We start from the raw sequence: 17,035 nt of genomic DNA, 5'->3' as shown, positions 1-17,035 counted from the left end.
GGACAACCCGGCGACAACAAGCCGAAAGGGGCCGGTACGGGCAGTTTGCCTGTACCGGCCCCTTTTGCGTGCCCGGAACGGCCGGCGCCCGTGCCGGGCACGCGCCGTCGTCCGGTTGTAGAATTCACACAATTAACGGCTTTGGGGGTCGGAGGACATATCCTCGAGGAATGGCAGCAAAGAATTCCGGCACGGCAGCCGCCCCCGCCGCGGTCTCCCCCGTTCCGAAACCGGCACGGGAACGCCGGCGCCCGGGGCAGGCCAAGGCGTCCCCCGAGACACTTCAGCGGCTGCGCGCCACCATCGGGCCCCTGTCCACCACGATGCTGCGTGAACTGGAGAACACCCTGCCCTGGTACCGCCGGCTCAGCGCGGATGAACGGTCCACCCTGGGGCTCGTGGCACAAAACGGGATAGCCGCCTTTGTCTCGTGGTACGAACAGCCGTCCTCGCCCAGCTGGGTGCTCTCCGATGTCTTTGGCACGGCCCCCACGGAGCTGACGCGGTCCATCAGCCTGCAGCGTGCCCTGCAGTTGATCCGCACCGTGGTGCAGGTGGTGGAGGATAGGGTGCCGGAGCTGGCGGCCGCCAGCGAGCAGGTGGCCCTCCGCGAGGCGGTGTTGCGCTATTCGCGTGAAGTGGCGTTTGCGGCAGCCGACGTTTACGCCCGTGCAGCGGAAAACCGGGGCGCCTGGGACACCCGGCTGGAGGCCCTGGCGGTTGACGGGATCCAGCGCGGGGAGAACCCGGATGCACTCCAGTCACGCATTTCCGCCCTGGGCTGGACCTCCCACAACCGCTTCACCATCATGGTGGGCCCGGCCCCGGCGGAGGCCAACGCCACGTTCCTGGCCACGCTGCGCCGCGCCGCGGGCCGCTTTGCCGCGGACGTCATGGTGGGCATCCAGGGCGACCGGCTGATCCTGGTGCTGGGCAACGTTGCCGACCCCGAAACCGCCTACCTGCGCCTGAGTGACCTGTTCGCGGCCGGCCCCGTGGTTTACGGTCCGCTCGCCGCCACGCTGGCGGATGCCACGGCGTCAGCCCAGGCCGCGTTTGCCGGCATGGCCGCGGCCAAGGGCTGGACGGGTGCGCCCCGGCCCGTCTCGGCGGACGACCTGTGGCCCGAACGCGTCATGGCCGGCGACGACTCGGCCCGCCGGGCGCTGGTGGCCGGCATCTACCAGCCCCTCGTGGCAGCGTCCAACGGGCTGGTGGAGACACTCAACAGCTACCTGGAGCTGGGCCATTCGTTGGAGGCTGCGGCCCGGGACCTGTTTGTCCACTCAAACACCGTCCGCTACCGGCTCCGCCGCGTCTGCGACGTCACCGGCTGGGACCCGCTGGTCCCCCGCGAGGCTTTTGTGCTGCAGACAGCCCTCGTGGTGGGCCGCCTGGCCGCCCCGCCCAGGCAGGCGCCCGAGCGCCCGGCTGCGCGCGGCTGACGCCCCTGAACCCGGCGGCGATATTGTAGACTTCCTACAAATCCTTCTCGTGAGCTTGGTGCACGCAAACACCGTGCAAACACCCTTAAGTTTGGAAAGCTGGTAAATGTGCTTGCAATAGTCTGCCCTGGTCAGGGGTCCCAAACGCCCGGCTTCCTTGCGCCCTGGCTCGAACGCCCCGGCGTCGAGGAAAAACTGGCGTCCCTCAGCGAAGCGGCGGGCCTTGACCTGATCGCCCACGGCACCACCTCGGACGCCGAAACCATCAAGGACACCGCCGTGGCGCAACCCTTGATCGTCGCCGCCGGCCTGGTGGCCGCGGAGGCGCTGCTCGACGTTCCGCTGGAATCCCTGCAGGTGGTGGTGGCCGGGCACTCCGTCGGTGAAATTACCGCAGCCGCCCTGACCGGCACCCTGTCCTACGCGGACGCCATGGCGTTTGTGCGCGAACGCGCCAACAGGATGGCGGACGCCGCTGCCGTCACGCCCACCGGCATGGCCGCCGTCGTGGGCGGGGACCCGGAGGAGGTCCTGGCCGCCATTGCCGCCGCCGGCCTGGCCCCGGCCAACATGAACTCCAAGGGCCAGACGGTCGCCGCCGGCACGCTGGAGCAGATCGACGCCCTCGTCGCCGCCCCGCCGGCCAAGGCCCGGGTCATTCCGCTCCAGGTGGCCGGCGCGTTCCACACCCACCACATGGCACCGGCCGTCTCCGCGCTGGAGGCCCTCGCCCCGTCGCTTTCCCCCCATGCCCCCAAGGTGCCCCTGCTCTCCAACTACGACGGCGCCGTCGTGCCTTCCGGGACAGCGGCCCTTGAGTCGCTCATCGCCCAGGTGTCGCGGCCCGTGCGCTGGGACCGGTGCATGGAGACCATGTCCGCCATGGGGGTCACGGGCCTGATCGAGCTGACGCCCGCCGGAACCCTGACGGGCCTGGCCAAGCGCGGCATGAGCGGTGTTGCTACCGTTGCAGTGAAAACGCCCGATGATTTGGAAGCCGCCAAGCAACTGCTGAACGGGCACGCGCAGCAGGAAGAGGACCATAAGTGAGCACAGCCACGTTGAATCAACACACCGCACGCAGCGGCGCCCGGATCATGGGCGTTGGCGCCTACCGCCCCGATGTGGTCGTCACCAATGAAGACGTCTGCCAGTGGATCGACTCCTCCGACGAGTGGATCCGCCAGCGCACCGGCATCATCACCCGCCACCGCGCCCCGCGCGACGTCTCCGTCATCGACATGGCCGTCGCTGCCGGAACCGAGGCCATCCAGCGCGCCGGCATCGAGCCGGCACAGCTCGGCACCGTGCTCGTCGCGACGGTCACGCACCCGTATGCGACGCCGTCGGCCGCCGCCATGATCGCGGACCGGCTCGGCGCCACCCCGGCCCCGGCCTACGACATCTCCGCCGCATGTGCCGGCTACTGCTACGGCGTGGCCCAGGCCGATGCCCTGGTCCGCTCCGGAACGGCCGAATATGTGCTGGTCATCGGCGTCGAGAAGCTCTCCGACGTCATCGACAACCACGAACGCACCATCTCCTTCCTGCTCGGCGACGGCGCAGGGGCAGTGGTGATCGGCCCGTCCGACGAGCCCGGCATCAGCCCCAGCGTCTGGGGCTCGGACGGCGGGCGGTGGGACGCCATCGGCATGACCCACTCGCTCACCGAGGTGCGCGACTTCAGCGACCGGGCCATGAAGGCCGACGACATCGAATCGGCCGCGGCCGACGAGGCCCACGCAACACTGTGGCCCACCCTGCGCCAGGACGGCCAGACCGTGTTCCGCTGGGCCGTATGGGAAATGGCCAAGATGGCCAAGAAGGCCCTGGACGACGCCGGCATCACCGCCGGGGACCTTGGCGCCTTTGTCCCCCACCAGGCGAACATGCGCATCATTGACGAACTGGCCAAGCAGCTCAAGCTGCCCGAGGATGTCGTCATTGCACGCGACATTGCCGACGCCGGCAACACCTCCGCGGCGTCCATTCCCCTGGCCACGCACCGCCTGCTGGCGGAAAATCCCGAGCTTTCCGGTAAACTCTCGCTTCAGATCGGCTTTGGTGCCGGACTGGTGTTTGGCGCTCAAGTGGTGCGCCTCCCCTAGGTTCAGCTAGCACGGCAAGCCGCAAACGTGGTTTGATCAACACTGCCTGAAAAGATCAAAGCCCTTGATCACAGCGAAAACAACAAAAGAAGGAGCCATCAATGGCTAGCAACGAAGAAATCCTGGCCGGCTTGGCTGAAATCGTCAACGAAGAGACCGGCCTGGCCCCGGAGGCCGTTGAGCTGGACAAGTCCTTCACGGACGACCTGGACATCGACTCGATCTCGATGATGACGATTGTGGTCAACGCCGAAGAGAAGTTCGACGTCAAGATCCCCGACGAAGAAGTCAAGAACCTCAAGACCGTTGGTGACGCAGTCAGCTTCATCGCCGGCGCACAGGCGTAGTTTTCGCCCCTGCTGCCCTCCTCCGCAAGCGCGACACGGGGCATTCGTGGGTGGCCGGCACACTGCGTGCAGGCCACCCACAGCACTAATTGAGTCTGTCCTGAACATTTTTCTTTTTTTAGAGAGTTGAACCATGGCCCGCAAAGTAGTCATCACTGGACTCGGAGCAACCACGCCCATCGGCGGCGACGTCCCCACCACCTGGCAGAACGCGCTGAAGGGTGTTTCCGGCGCCCACACCATGACCGACGAGTGGGTGGAAAAGTACGACCTCCCGGTGCACTTTGCCGCCCGTGCCTCGACTGCAGCCACCGAGACCCTCAGCCGTGTGGAAGCCAAGCGCATGGACCCCTCCACCCAGTTTGCCGTGGTGGCCGCCCGCGAGGCCTGGAAGGATTCCGGGCTGGAACAGATTGACCACGACCGCCTGGCCGTGGCCTTCGCCACCGGGATCGGCGGCGTATGGACGCTGCTGGACGCCTGGGACACCCTGCGCGAGAAGGGCCCCCGCCGCGTGCTGCCCATGACGGTGCCCATGCTCATGCCCAACGGCCCCGCCGCCGCCGTCAGCCTGGACCTCGGCGCCCGCGCAGGAGCCCACACTCCCGTCTCCGCCTGCGCCTCCGGCACCGAGGCCCTGCACATGGGCCTGGAGCTGATCCGCTCGGGCAAGGCCGACGTCGTGATGGCCGGCGGCGCCGAAGCCGCCATCCACCCGCTGCCCATGGCCGCCTTCGCCGCCATGCAGGCCCTGTCCAAGCGCAATGACGACCCCGAGCACGCGTCGCGGCCGTACGACGTCAACCGCGACGGCTTCGTCATGGGCGAAGGTGCCGGTGCCCTGGTGCTGGAGGCCGAGGAACATGCCCTGGCCCGCGGCGCCCGCATCTACGGCGAGCTGGCGGGCACCTCCGTCACCGCGGACGCCTACCACATCACGGCCCCGGACCCCGAGGGCCTGGGCGCCACGCGCGCCTTGAAGGCCGCCCTGTTCGACGCGCGCGCCCATGCCACAGATGTGGTCCACGTCAACGCGCACGCCACGTCCACCCCGGTGGGCGACCGCCCCGAGTACATTGCGCTGCGGGCCGCGCTGGGGGACCACGTGGACAACGTGTGCGTCTCCGCCACCAAGTCGCAGATGGGGCACCTGCTGGGCGCCTCGGGGGCTGTCGAGTCGGTGCTGACGGTGCTGGCCGTCTACCACCGCCTGGCCCCCGTCACCATCAACCTGGAAAACCAGGATCCGGAGATCCCCCTGGATGTTGTGACCGGCACGCCGCGCGAACTGCCCGCCGGCCAGGTCATGGCGCTGAACAACTCCTTCGGCTTCGGCGGCCACAATGCCGTGGTTGCCATCCGCAGCACCGGGCCCAAGGTTGAGCTGGCCTAGGCACCCCGCTGGCATTAACCACGAAGGCGGCGCGCACCTTGTGAAGGTGCGCGCCGCCTTTTGTTCGGGTCGGGGCTGCGTGCGGCCACGGCGCCGGCTTCGGGTGGATCGACGCTGGAATGAAGCGGGGTCAGTCAGCCCACATGGTGGAGCCACCGGACGGGGGCCCCTGCTGCCGCGTGCCGGAACGGCTCCAGCTCTTCGTCCCAAGCCTCTCCCAGGGCAAGCGACAGTTCCTGGTAGACGGCGGAAGGCTCGCCCTTGCCAGCCTCGTAGGCATATCGGATGCGGTCTTCGGAAACCATGATGTTGCCGTGGACGTCGGTGACCGCATGGAAGATGCCCAGCTCGGGGGTGTGCGACCACCGGGAGCCGTCGCAGCCGGCGCTGGGTTCCTCGGTGACCTCGTAGCGGACGTTGGCCCAGCCGCGGAGGGCCGAGGCCAGGCGCGCACCGGTGCCGGCCAGGCCGTGCCACACATATTCCGTGCGCATGACATTGGGCGCCGCGGGCTGTGGCGTCCACTGCAGTCCCGTGCGCTGATCCATCACGGCGGCGATGGATGATTCAATATGTGGGCACATGACAGCCGGGGCTGAGTGCACATACAAGACACCGCGCGTCATTACGACGTTCATTCCATCCTCCATTGCAGTAGGTGCGTCTTCCCCAACGACCTTCATACGGATGGAACTGTTTGTGCGGAGCTGCTTGTGTGCCGACCCTTCCCTGCCAGCGGCCTGTTATCTCCCCCTGGTTTGTTCCGGCAATGCACCGTTCGCCCCAAGGTTCCCTCTCATTGTGCCGTAGCCGGGCCGATTGCGCCACCGGACGCGGCAAATTCGCCATACGGCCCGAAAAAATGTCCTGGTGCCGGGTTGCTGCCGGCCCGGTCCGGGTTCCCGGACGTCGGGCACAGTCCGGGTTCAGGCCCTGGGGTGCGCCTGCCGGTAGCCCTCGCGCAGCCGTTCGACCGAGACGTGCGTGTACAGCTGGGTGGTGGCCAGGGAGCTGTGCCCCAGGATTTCCTGCACCGCGCGCAGGTCCGCCCCGCCGTCGAGCAGGTGGGTGGCCGCGGAATGCCGGAGCGTATGCGGGCCCGTGGCCGCGGTGTCCCCCAGGGCGCCAAAGGCCCGTTCGACGACGGTGCGCACGGTGCGCTGGTCGATCCGGCCGCCGCGCCTGCCGAGAAAGAGCGCTGGTCCGCTGGCGTCCTTGGCCAAATGCGGCCGGCCGGCCAGCAGCCACCGTTCCACGGCCCGGGCGGCCGGCAGCCCGTAGGGGACCACCCGCTCCTTGTCGCCCTTGCCGAGGACACGAAGGGTGCGGCGTTCGCGGTTGAGGCTGTCGACGTCGGTGCCGGATAGTTCACCGACGCGGATGCCCGTTGCGTACAGCAGTTCCACCATGGCGTGGTCCCGGAGTGCTGCTGCGTCCCCGCCCGCCGCGGCCTCCCCAAGCCTGGCCATGAGCCGCTGGATTTGCTGTTGCTGCAGCACGGCCGGGAGGGCATGGTCCTGCCTGGGCGCCTTCAACCGGAGCGCGGGGTCAACGTCAAGGAGCTCTTCACGAAGCGCCCAGGCGGTAAAGCTGCGGGCCGTGGCCGCCCGGCGGGCCAGCGTCGAGCGTGACATGCCTTCCGCGCTTTGCCCGCCCAGCCAGCGGCGCAGGAGCGGCAGGTCGAGGCCGCCGAGGCCCGTGACCCCTTCGGCGACCGCGTGGATGAGCAGGGCGTCGACATCGCCCCTGTAGGCCCGCACGGTGTGCGCAGACCGGCCGCGCTCCGCGGCAAGATAGCGCTCAAATCCTTCAGCTGCCCGGGCCAGCGGTTCGGGCAGGTGCGTGCGTTCGTCATGGTCCACACCCCCACTGTGCGCTGTCCGGCCCGTCCGGGCAAGCTGACCCGCCGCCGGGGTCCGGCTTAGCCCGCGGCTTCTCGGAATGCGCGGGCCATGGCGGGCGAAAAGGCCACGAGAACCACTGCCTCCGGAAGCTGCGGCCCGCCCCGGACCCTGGCGGCGTGCCCGGCGGCGGCAAGGCCCGCCATTGCCGCGGCGGCGACGTCCGTGGCCGACCAGCCGTACACCCCGCCGCCGATGGCGGGAAATGCCATGGTCCGGGCCCCGATCTCGGCGGCCACCTCGCAACAGCGTGAAAAGCAGCTCTCCAGCAGGGTCCGGTCCACCTGCCCGGCATAGCGGTTGGGGCCCACGGTGTGGATCACCCAGCGCGCCGGCAGCAGCCCTGCGCCCGTGGCCACGGCATCCCCAACGGGCAGTCCGCCGGGATAGCGGGTGCGCCGCAGTTCCCGGCACTCGGCCAGCAGTTCCGCTCCGGCGGCCCGGTGGATGGCACCGTCCACCCCGCCTCCCCCGAGCAGGCCCGGGTTGGCCGCGTTGACGATCGCGTCCACGTCCAAGGTGGTGATGTCCGTCTGGACAACGGTGATATCCATGCGCCCACGCTATCAAAGGTGCCGTTGCCGCTGTCAGGGGCACCCGGCCCTCCCGGCCAGGTTCGTGCGGCCCGGCATGCCGGCCACGGCGCACCCGCCAGGCGGGAAGAGGGTCCTGCAGGCCCCTCGCGCACTGATGGCATTGTGGCCGCCCCCCCACGGCGCGCCCGGCAGCCGGGCAGCGGCTGCTGCACCTGGTTGGACCGCCGGGCAACACCCCGTGCTTCGGCCGGCTTCATCGATTGCGCTTCCAGCCGTTGTTCAGCCGCTCGGCCAGCCCGAGCAGTTCCAGCCGGCCCAGGCCCGCCAGCACGGTGGCCGTCCCGAGCCCGGCCACCACGGTGAGCTTGTCCACCGTGGTGGCCGAACGCAGCGGCAGGGCGTCGAGCAGCAGGAGGTCTTCCACGCCGAGCCCGTCGTGCACGGCCGGTGCGGCATCCCGTTCCGGTGCCAGGTTGGCCCCGGCGGCTCCGGCCAGTTCGGCAATGTCCGCCGCGTCGGTCACGCACACGGCAGCCCCTTCCCGCAGCAGCCGGTGGCAGCCGGCGGAGTTTGCCGAGTACACCGAGCCGGGGACGGCTCCGACGGACCGGCTGAGCTGCTCGGCATGGTGGGCGGTGTTGAGGGCCCCGGACCGCCACCGTGCCTCGACCACGACTGTCATTTCACACAGCGCCGCGATTAACCTGTTCCGTTGCAAAAAGCGGTAACGGGTCGGGTTGGTGCCCGGGGGAACCTCGGCGATGATGCAGCCTTGTTCGGTGATGGTGCGCAGGAGGTCCTCGTTGCCCGACGGGTAGAACCTGTCGAGGCCCCCGGCCATGACCGCCACGGTGGGCGGCTGGGCCGTGCCGCCGGCTCCGGGCAGGGGCGCCGCTCCGGCGGGCGGGGCAGCGCCCCAGTAGGCGGGGTCCTGCCTGGCTGCGGCGAGTGCGCCGCGGTGGGCACTGGCGTCAATGCCGTAGGCCCCGCCGCTGACCACGGTGTAGCCGCGCTGCACGAGGGACGAGGCGATTTCCGCGGTGAGGTTGACGCCGTAGCTGGTGCCGTCCCGGGAACCGACCAGGGCAATGCAGCGCTGTTGCCCCGGCAGGTGCAGCATGCGCCCGCGCATCCACAAGGCAATGGGTGCCGTCAGCTGCAGGTCGGCCAGGGAGGCCGGCCACTGGGGGTCTTCGGGGATCAGCAGCCCGCCGCCGTACCGTTCCAGCAGTCCCAGGTCGCGTTCGGGGGCCAGGTCGGCCAGCCGCGGCCGCCACCGCCCCAGCGCGTCGGCCAGGCCCGGCCAGCGGCCTGTGCCGGCCTCGGCCATCACCTCGGTCATCTCCTGTTCCAGCACGGCGCTGGACCCGGCGCCGCTGCGGATGAAGGCCAGCGCGTCCACGGGGCCTGCGACGGCAATGAGCGCCAGTCCGGCCAGGTCGGACGGTTCCATCAGCCGGGTCAGGGCCGCCCTGGCCACGCGGATGTCTGCACTGCCGTCGCCTGGGCCCGTGCCGCGGTGGTTGGTGTCGTTCATTGTCCTTCTCCTCGTTGTCGCAGTGTCAGGGCCAGGCCGACGTCGTCGGCGCGGGGCCGTTCGCGGCCCTGCACGTCCGCGACCGTCCAGGCCAGGCGCAAGACCCTGTCATAGCCGCGGGCCGTCAGGGTGCCCAGGCCCATGGCCCGGTCCAGCAGGGCCGTGTCAACCGGGGGCAGCCGCAGGGGCCCGCGCAGGATCCTGCCGGTGAGGTCTGCGTTGTGCACCAGGCCATACGGGCGCAGCCGTTCCCTGGCGGTGTCCCGTGCCGCCTGCACCCGTGCCGCAACCTGGGCGGTGCCTTCCCGCGGTGCGGCGTCGGAGAGCTGGGCCAGCTGCACGCGGTTGACTTGCAGCTGGATGTCCACACGGTCCAGCAGCGGCCCGGACAACCGGCCAAAGTAGCGGCGCCGCGCCATGGGCGTGCACTCGCAACTGATGCCCTTGCCCGCCGCCTTCCCGCACGGGCAGGGGTTCGCGGCGAGCACGAGCTGGAAGCGTGCCGGGTAGGCGGCCGTCCCGGCCGAACGGTGGAGCACCAGTTCGCCGCTTTCGAGCGGTTGGCGCAGGGCGTCGAGGACCCGCTTTTCGAATTCGGGCGCCTCATCCAGGAACAGCACGCCCCTGTGCGCACGGGATGCGGCCCCCGGCCGGGGAATGCCGGTCCCTCCCCCGATGATGGCGGCCGGGCTGGCGGAGTGGTGCGGGCGTTCGTAGGGCGGACGCCGGATCAGGGCATTGACGCCGCTGCGCACATGGTCCAGCGAATGGATGGCCGTCACCTCCAGGGCCTCGTCGTCGCTGAGCTCCGGCAGGAGCCCCGGCAGGCGTTCAGCCAGCATGGTCTTGCCCGAGCCCGGCGGGCCCACCATCATCAGGTGGTGGCCGCCCGCCGCAGCGATCTCCAGTGCCAGCCGGGCCTCGGCCTGCCCTGCCACCTCGCAGAGGTCCGGCGTGGCCCGGTCCACGGCGGCCGGGCCTTCGCTTGGCCCCGTCGCGGCCGCCGTGGGGCCATCGGGCACGGCGTACACCAGTTCCCGGGGATCGGCGTCAAAATCCGCTGCCACGTGAGCCAGCGAAGCGTAGCCGCGCACCTTGGCCCCGGCCACCAGTTCCGCCTCCGCCAGGTTCGACTCCGCCACCACGAACTCCTTCCAGCCGGCCTGCATGGCCGCCAGCACCGCCGGCAGCACACCGCGGACCGGCCGCAGCCGCCCGTCCAGGCCCAGTTCGGCAATGAATACCGTTCCCCCGGTCCGGCGCACGTCCCCGGCCGCTTCCAGCGACGCCATGACGATGGCCAGGTCAAAGCCGGAACCCTTCTTGGGCAGCGAGGCGGGAACCAGATTGACCGTGATCTTCCGCCGGCTCAACGGGATCCCGGAGTTATGGGCCGCCGAACGGATGCGCTCGCGCGCCTCGCTCAGGGCCGCATCGGGAAGTCCCAGCAATATGAAGCTGGGAAGGGTCTGGCCGATGTCCGCCTCAACCTCGATCACGTGGCCGTTGAGCCCCACGAGGGCCACCGCCAGCGCCCTGCCCATCCCCATTCACAACACCCCCTTGAGGTGGTCAATGCTGGGTTCCGCACGCCCGTTCATGACGATGCCCACGGCGTCGACCCGCAGCCCGCCGATGACGTGCCGGTGCTCCCTCGCCCACAGCACGGCCAAGGTCCGCAGCCGGCGCAACTTGGCCGGCGTGACGGCCTCCAGCGGGTCGCCGTAACGCCTCGACCGGCGGGTCTTGACCTCCACGATCACCAGTTCGGCACCATCGAGTGCCACCAGGTCGATCTCCCCCGACGGGCACCGCCAATTGCTGTCGATGACCCGGATCCCCCGGTCCTCGAGATAGTCCGCGGCGAGCCTTTCACCGCTCAGGCCCAATGCATCTTTCGCTCTCATGGCAACCTCCACTGCCAGCGTGGCGGTTATTTCCGTGCCGCGGAGGAATGGTTGGGCCAAATGTGGAAAGCCGGCGCGCGGGCACCCGTTGTGGAGGAAGGACGGCGGGCACAAAAGGAAGGACGACGCCGGAACCCGGGTTCCGGCGTCGTCCTCCCCTGCCTGCCTGGGTCCGGCCGGTACGGGCCGGAAGGGTCAGCCGAGCGGGCCCAGCCGGCCGTCCTTGGGGATTTGGAGGTCGTCCGTCTTGATCAGTTCCTCGACGTTGACGTCCTTGAAGGTGATGACACGGACGTTCTTGACGAAGCGGGCCGTGCGGTAGACGTCCCACACCCAGGCGTCCTGGAGGGTCAAGTCGAAGTAGACCTCGCCGTCGGCGGAGCGTGCCTGCAGGTCGACGTGGTTGGCCAGGTAGAAGCGGCGCTCGGTCTCCACCACGTAGCTGAAGAGGTTCACCACGTCCCGGTATTCACGGTAGAGCTGCAGCTCCATGTCGGTTTCGTAGTTTTCCAGGTCCTCAGCGCTCATGGTTCCATCATCCATCACTTGGGGCGCTGGCGACGAACGGCTCCGTACGCCCGCGGCGAAAAGCTACACCAGCCGCCAGGTCTTGCGGTGGAAATCCGTGGGTCCGTGCCCGGCGATCGCCGCGCGGTGGGCTGCCGTCGCATAGCCCTTGTTGCCGTCCCAGCCAAACTGCGGATGGTCCTGCGCCAGCTCCACCATCATCGAGTCCCGCTCCACCTTCGCCAGCACGCTCGCGGCAGCCACCGACAGGCAGGTCATGTCCGCCTTGATGCGGGTGCGCACCGTCATGGCCGCGCCCGGGGCGGGTCCGGCGGAATCCTGCGGCAGCCCGGGGAACGGCAGCTCCGGCTGGACGGGGGCGGAGAGCCAGTCCTGGTTGCCGTCGAGGATGACATAGCCGGGCAGGAGCTCCGCGGCAACCGCAGCCAGCGCCCGTGTCCCGGCCAGGCGCAGTGCGGACACGAGGCCCACCGCGTCAATCTCGGCCGCCGAGGCATGTCCCACCGCCTGGGCCTGCGCCCACTCCCGGATGGCCGGCACGAGTGCCTGCCGGACCGGCCCGCCCAGCAGCTTGCTGTCCTTGACCCCCGGCAGTTCGGTGGCCGTCGCGGCGTTGATGACCACCAGGCCGACGCTGACGGGGCCGGCCAGCGCACCCCGGCCCACCTCATCGCAGCCGGCCACCAGCGTGTAGCCCTGGGCCGCCAGTTCGCGTTCCCAGGCCAAGGTGGGCGGCGGCGCCGCCACTACTTGCCCGCCGGGACGACGCCCGACGACGTCCCCTGGCCCACGCCTGACGGTGCGGGCACGTCGGCGAACACCTTCGGATAGTTCCCCAGGATGCCCAGGTGGTTCAATGGCCAGGCGATCACGATGGCCCGGCCTTCCACGGCGGAGATGGGCACAAAGCCGGTCCCGTTCAGGGCCTGGTGCGCGCGCGAGTCCTCGGAGTTGTTGCGGTGGTCGCCCATGACCCAGATGTGCCCGGCCGGGACTGTCACGTCAAAGGTGGTGTCCGAGGGAGAGGCCCCCGGGAAAAGGTACGGCTCCGTGAGGGCCGCCCCGTTGACCGTCATTTTCCCGGCCGCAGTACAGCACTTCACATGGTCCCCCGGCAGACCGATGACACGCTTGACGAGGTGCTGCTGCGAGCTGTCCGGGGCCAGGCCAAGGAACGTGGCGACGTCGCCAATCCAGGTAAACGGCCCGGTCGGGGCCGCCTGCGGCGGCAGCCATCCCAGGGTGTCCTTGAACACGACCACGTCACCGCGCTTGAGCGCAAAAGGTTCCGGCACCAGCAGGTTTACAAAGATCCTGTCGTCGATGCGCAACGTGTTTTCCATGGAACCGGACGGAATGTAAAACGCGCGGAACAGGAAGGTCTTGATCAGGAAGGACAGCACCAGGGCGATGGCCAGGATGGTGACAATTTCCCTGCCCCAGCGCCAGGCGCTGCTGCTGAAGCGTCCCAACGCCGTGGCCTCGGGGACGTGCGCGCCGTGGGTGGCGTGGGCACCCTGCGCCCCGGTGCCGCGGGCACCCTCCTGCGCACCGCCGTCGTCCGGGTGGGACTGGGCGGGATCGCCGGGTGCTTGGTGCTCCATGGGGTTTCCTTAAGGTCAGTTCAACGGTTCAGTCCTGCACATGCGGGATCGGCAGCTCAGGGCGTGGGGGCGCCGCTCTTCAAAACATGGATCCGCCCCAGCGGCCACACGGTGGCCCACGGCCTTCCGATCACCTTGCCGGTGTCGATCAGGCCGCCACCGGGCATGCCCAGCAGGGACCGCGAATCCGCTGAGATACTCCGGTGGTCGCCCATGAGCCACAATTTACCCTGCGGCACGGTGACGTCGAACTTCAACTCGCTGGGTTTGTCCCCGGGATACAGGTAACTCTCAGTCACCGGAACGCCGTTGACCTCCAGCAGGCCGGCCGCGGTGCAGCACTTGACAGTGTCCCCCGCCACGCCCAGCACCCGCTTGACGTAGATGTTGTTGTTGGGCACCAGGCCCAGCCACTGCCCGGTGGCGACGGCAGCGGCCATGAGCGGGTCGCCGGCGGGACGCCACGGCGTGAAGGACCCTGTGCCGTCAAAGACCACCACGTCGCCGCGCTTGATCGGCGTGTGCGCAAAATCGGTGCGCGAGACCAGCACGCGGTCCCCGGTCAGCAGCAGCGGTTCCATGGACCCGGACGGGATGTAATACACGTCCACCCAGACGTTGCGCACCACCGCGGCGAGCAGGAACAACACCACCACGGCAACAACAACAAAACGCCAGCCCAGTTTCCTGGACTGGCGTTTCGCTTGGATCAAAGTGCGGTTCCCTTTTTACTTGGCGGGAACGTTGTCGCGCTTTTCCTTGATCTTGGCAGCCTTGCCGCGCAGCTTGCGCATGTAGTACAGCTTGGCGCGGCGGACATCGCCCTTGGTGACCAGCTCAATCTTTTCGATGACCGGGGAGTGCACCGGGAAGGTACGCTCCACGCCGACACCGAAGGAGACCTTGCGGACCGTGAAGGTTTCGCGGACGCCGTCGCCCTGGCGGCCAAGGACGAAGCCCTTGAACACCTGGACACGCGAGCGGGAGCCTTCAATGATGTTCACGTGAACGTTGAGGGTGTCACCGGCGCGGAAGGCGGGGATGTCGCTGCGCAGGCTGGCTGCGTCAACAGAATCGAGAATCTGCATAGTCTCACTCCAGGCAAACGCCACAGGTCATCTGCTTTGTGTCACGCCTGCCATGGACGGCACGGGGCCAGTCACGGAAGGCGAAAGATGAAAGACCGGGATTCAGTGGTGGATGCCCGGTGTGCCGCCCTGTTGACGAACGCTCCCCCTGTGGCAGGAACGCGCCCAGTAGGCACATGCCCTTATTTTGCCATACCGGGCGGCACCGGCACCAATCGGTGCTGCGGCACGCGGCCCCGGCAGCTGTTCGCCGGGCTATTCACCTGATGGTTCGCCGGGTTGTTCGCCGGGGCGGCGCACCGCCCGTCCGTCGACGACGGCGTAGCCGAGGTCCCAGAGCACGTTCCGTTCCGTCTTGCTGAAGTTGGAGACGTCCAGCTTGTCCAGCAGGTCGGGGCGGCGGGCTGCCGTGCGGCGCAGCTGGTGTTCGCGGCGGAACTTGGCGATCTTGCCGTGGTTGCCGCTGAGCAGCACCTCCGGCACCTCCCGGTCCCGCCAGCTGGAGGGCTTGGTGTACACGGGGTACTCCAGGAGGCCGTCGGAGTGCGATTCCTCGACCAGCGATTCGGGGTTGCCGACAACGCCGGGGATAAGCCGGCCGATGGCCTCCACCATCGCCAGCACGGCGACCTCGCCGCCGTTGAGCACGTAGTCGCCGAGGCTGAGGGGCCGCACGGTGTACTGGCCCGCAGCCCATTCCAGGACACGTTCGTCGATGCCTTCATAGCGCCCGCACGCAAACACCAGGTGGTCCTCTTCCGCCAGCTCCCGGGCCAGCCGCTGCGTGAAGACCTCCCCCGCCGGGGACGGGACGATGAGGATGGGTTTCCGTCCCGGGGCCGCGCCGTCGGCGGCTGCCACGGAGGCACCGGCAATGTCCTCCAGTGCCTGGGCCCACGGTTCGGGCTTCATGACCATGCCGGCGCCGCCCCCATAAGGGGTGTCATCCACGGTGCGGTGGCGGTCCTGCGTGTAGCTGCGCAGGTCATGGACGGCCAGTTCCAGCAGTCCTTCGGTGCGGGCCTTGCCGATCAGGCTCAGGTCCAGCGGGGCCAGGTATTCCGGGAAGATGCTGACGACGTCAAGGCGCATCAGTCCTGCCGGCCTTCCGTGTCCGCCGCCCCGCCGGTTTCATCATTTTCGGTGGCTTCCTTGTTCACGGCGAACAGCCCCTCCGGGGGCGTGAGGAGGACGTAGCCTTCCTCGATGTTGACCTCGGGGACGATTTCGTCGACGAACGGGACCAGGACCTCGTCGCCGTCGGCGTCCTCGACGATCAACAGGTCCTGCACGGGCAGGGTGCGCAGGCCCGTGACCTTGCCAACCTTCCGGGTGCCGATCCGGACCTCAAGGTTCAGCAGTTCGTGTTCGTACCAGGCGTCGTCGTCCCCGTCGTCCTCGGAGTCAAAGAGCAGCGTGGTGCCACGGAGCAGTTCGGCGTCGTTGCGGGTGTTGACACCCTCGAAGCCGAGCAGCAGGATGTCCTTGTTCCAGCGGGAGCTGCGGACCGTCAGGGTGCCGGCGGTGGCCGGCTCGGCGGCAAATTCCGCGCCGACGGCAAAGCGTGAATCGGGGGCATCGGTGAGGACCAGGACGGTCACTTCGCCGCGAATGCCGTGGGGCTTGCCGATCCGGGCAACCTGAACCTGCATGTGTACTCCTTGGGGCGTGCGTTGGTGGGGCCGGGGCGGCCGGGAAAACAGTTGGCCCCGACACCATGATGGTGCCGGGGCCAATCCGTGGCTTTACTACTGAAAACTTCTGCTGCACCGCCTGCGCGGCGCAATGGCCTGTCGCGGCAGCTTAGCGGCGGCGGTCGGTGTCGACAACGTCAACACGGACCGGTTCGCCGTGGGCCAAGGCTGCAACCACGGTGCGCAAGGCACGGGCGGTGCGGCCCTGGCGGCCAATGACCCGGCCCAGATCGTCCTGGTGAACGCGCACCTCGAGGGATTCCCCGCGGCGGTTGTTGTTGACGCTCACCTTGACGTCGTCGGGGGAGTCAACGATCCCCCGGACCAAGTGCTCCAGCGCTTCAGCCAGCAAGTTACTCAGCCTCGGTGCTTTCGGCAGCCTCGGCCCCGTCAGCCTTGGCGGCCTTCTTGGTGATGGCTTCCTTGACAACAAGGTTCTTGGCCTCGGGGGCAACAAACGCCACCTTGGGCTCCTTGGTCTTCAAGGTGCCTTCGGCGCCCTTGATGCCCTTGAACTTCTGCCAGTCACCGGTGATCTTCAGGATCTTGGCTACGGGCTCGGACGGCTGGGCGCCAACGCCAAGCCAGTACTGTGCACGGTCAGAGTTCACTTCAATGAAGGAAGGCTGCTCGGTGGGGTGGTACTTGCCGATTTCTTCGATGGCACGGCCGTCACGCTTTGCGTGCGAGTCCATGACGACGATGCGGTAGTACGGTGCGCGCATCTTGCCGAAGCGCTTAAGGCGAATCTTTACGGCCACTTTAGTGGTTACTCCTGGTTCGAAAAGGGGCGAATTCCGTTTCACGCTCCCGTGGGGCGGGCCGATCACGCGGATTTCAAAGGACAGGATCATCGAACGGAGAGAGGGGCCGAACGGATCGAGTACCCGTCCATTATGCCAGACAATTGCGCATCGGTGTGACACCAGTGGACGGGGCGGTGCATG

General features: G+C 68.5%; 20 protein-coding genes. 5 read left to right on the top strand and 15 right to left on the bottom strand.

Features of this window, described 5'->3' with window-relative positions; genetic code table 11:
• Window positions 1–170 precede the first annotated feature (170 nt).
• The 5 genes from G6035_RS13590 (at window position 171) to fabF (ending at window position 5,293) form a co-directional block, all read left to right on the top strand.
• Window positions 171–1,445: a CdaR family transcriptional regulator gene (locus G6035_RS13590; protein ID WP_176617631.1), complete on the top strand. Its 1,275-nt coding sequence runs from the start codon at window positions 171–173 to the stop codon at window positions 1,443–1,445.
• Between the two features lie 108 nt (window positions 1,446–1,553).
• Window positions 1,554–2,495 (top strand): ACP S-malonyltransferase, encoded by a 942-nt coding sequence (locus tag G6035_RS13585; protein ID WP_176617630.1) that lies wholly within the window; start codon window positions 1,554–1,556, stop codon window positions 2,493–2,495.
• Window positions 2,492–3,553 (top strand): beta-ketoacyl-ACP synthase III, encoded by a 1,062-nt coding sequence (locus G6035_RS13580; RefSeq protein ID WP_371131016.1) that lies wholly within the window; start codon window positions 2,492–2,494, stop codon window positions 3,551–3,553. Before G6035_RS13585 ends, G6035_RS13580 begins: the two co-directional genes overlap by 4 nt.
• A 101-nt stretch (window positions 3,554–3,654) precedes the next feature.
• Window positions 3,655–3,900 carry an acyl carrier protein gene (locus tag G6035_RS13575; RefSeq protein WP_038462997.1) on the top strand — a complete coding sequence of 82 codons (246 nt, stop codon included), beginning with the start codon at window positions 3,655–3,657 and terminating at the stop codon, window positions 3,898–3,900.
• Between the two features lie 133 nt (window positions 3,901–4,033).
• The gene (gene fabF, locus G6035_RS13570) at window positions 4,034–5,293 is read left to right on the top strand and encodes a beta-ketoacyl-ACP synthase II (protein ID WP_176617629.1); all 1,260 of its coding nucleotides are present in this window, start codon (window positions 4,034–4,036) and stop codon (window positions 5,291–5,293) included.
• A 134-nt stretch (window positions 5,294–5,427) separates the two neighbouring features.
• Here fabF and G6035_RS13565 read toward each other — a convergent pair whose 3' ends face one another.
• The 15 genes from G6035_RS13565 to rpsP all read right to left on the bottom strand — a co-directional run bounded on the left by G6035_RS13565 (window position 5,428) and on the right by rpsP (window position 16,849).
• A complete protein-coding gene (locus G6035_RS13565) occupies window positions 5,428–5,931 on the bottom strand; it encodes a DUF3145 domain-containing protein (RefSeq protein WP_176617628.1) in 504 nt (167 codons plus the stop codon).
• Window positions 5,932–6,219: 288 nt separating this feature from the next.
• Entirely contained in the window at window positions 6,220–7,155 is a 936-nt protein-coding gene (locus G6035_RS13560; RefSeq protein ID WP_176617627.1) for a tyrosine recombinase XerC, read from the bottom strand.
• A 59-nt stretch (window positions 7,156–7,214) separates the two neighbouring features.
• A complete protein-coding gene (locus G6035_RS13555) occupies window positions 7,215–7,748 on the bottom strand; it encodes a macro domain-containing protein (RefSeq protein ID WP_176617626.1) in 534 nt (177 codons plus the stop codon).
• A gap of 235 nt (window positions 7,749–7,983) precedes the next feature.
• Window positions 7,984–9,267 (bottom strand): DNA-processing protein DprA, encoded by a 1,284-nt coding sequence (locus G6035_RS13550; RefSeq protein ID WP_176617625.1) that lies wholly within the window; start codon window positions 9,265–9,267, stop codon window positions 7,984–7,986.
• Complete coding sequence (locus tag G6035_RS13545; RefSeq protein ID WP_176617624.1) at window positions 9,264–10,817, bottom strand: YifB family Mg chelatase-like AAA ATPase; 1,554 nt, start codon at window positions 10,815–10,817, stop codon at window positions 9,264–9,266. The genes G6035_RS13550 and G6035_RS13545 overlap by 4 nt, the downstream gene beginning before the upstream one ends.
• Window positions 10,818–11,174 (bottom strand): YraN family protein, encoded by a 357-nt coding sequence (locus tag G6035_RS13540; RefSeq protein ID WP_176617623.1) that lies wholly within the window; start codon window positions 11,172–11,174, stop codon window positions 10,818–10,820.
• Between the two features lie 195 nt (window positions 11,175–11,369).
• Window positions 11,370–11,702, bottom strand: a complete 333-nt coding sequence (locus G6035_RS13535; RefSeq protein WP_176617622.1) for a DUF2469 domain-containing protein — start codon at window positions 11,700–11,702, stop codon at window positions 11,370–11,372.
• A gap of 63 nt (window positions 11,703–11,765) precedes the next feature.
• Entirely contained in the window at window positions 11,766–12,449 is a 684-nt protein-coding gene (locus G6035_RS13530) for a ribonuclease HII (protein WP_176617621.1), read from the bottom strand.
• Window positions 12,449–13,306 carry a signal peptidase I gene (gene lepB, locus G6035_RS13525; protein ID WP_176617620.1) on the bottom strand — a complete coding sequence of 286 codons (858 nt, stop codon included), beginning with the start codon at window positions 13,304–13,306 and terminating at the stop codon, window positions 12,449–12,451. The genes G6035_RS13530 and lepB (G6035_RS13525) overlap by 1 nt, the downstream gene beginning before the upstream one ends.
• Window positions 13,307–13,362: 56 nt before the next feature.
• A complete protein-coding gene (gene lepB, locus G6035_RS13520; protein ID WP_176617619.1) occupies window positions 13,363–14,019 on the bottom strand; it encodes a signal peptidase I in 657 nt (218 codons plus the stop codon).
• A 15-nt stretch (window positions 14,020–14,034) separates the two neighbouring features.
• Complete coding sequence (rplS, locus tag G6035_RS13515; protein ID WP_176617618.1) at window positions 14,035–14,394, bottom strand: 50S ribosomal protein L19; 360 nt, start codon at window positions 14,392–14,394, stop codon at window positions 14,035–14,037.
• Between the two features lie 255 nt (window positions 14,395–14,649).
• Window positions 14,650–15,486 (bottom strand): tRNA (guanosine(37)-N1)-methyltransferase TrmD, encoded by an 837-nt coding sequence (gene trmD, locus G6035_RS13510; protein WP_176617617.1) that lies wholly within the window; start codon window positions 15,484–15,486, stop codon window positions 14,650–14,652.
• Window positions 15,486–16,046 (bottom strand): ribosome maturation factor RimM, encoded by a 561-nt coding sequence (rimM, locus tag G6035_RS13505; RefSeq protein ID WP_176617616.1) that lies wholly within the window; start codon window positions 16,044–16,046, stop codon window positions 15,486–15,488. Before rimM ends, trmD begins: the two co-directional genes overlap by 1 nt.
• Before the next feature lie 151 nt (window positions 16,047–16,197).
• Window positions 16,198–16,440 carry an RNA-binding protein gene (locus G6035_RS13500; protein ID WP_176617615.1) on the bottom strand — a complete coding sequence of 81 codons (243 nt, stop codon included), beginning with the start codon at window positions 16,438–16,440 and terminating at the stop codon, window positions 16,198–16,200.
• A 1-nt stretch (window position 16,441) separates the two neighbouring features.
• Window positions 16,442–16,849 (bottom strand): 30S ribosomal protein S16, encoded by a 408-nt coding sequence (gene rpsP, locus G6035_RS13495; protein WP_176617614.1) that lies wholly within the window; start codon window positions 16,847–16,849, stop codon window positions 16,442–16,444.
• Between the last annotated feature and the right edge of the window lie 186 nt (window positions 16,850–17,035).

Origin of the sequence: Arthrobacter sp. SDTb3-6, from assembly GCF_013376095.1 — a bacterium.
GTDB lineage: Bacteria > Actinomycetota > Actinomycetes > Actinomycetales > Micrococcaceae > Specibacter.
The sequence above is the reverse complement of the archived record's forward strand: the minus strand, read 5'-3'. Positions and strand labels throughout refer to the sequence as shown.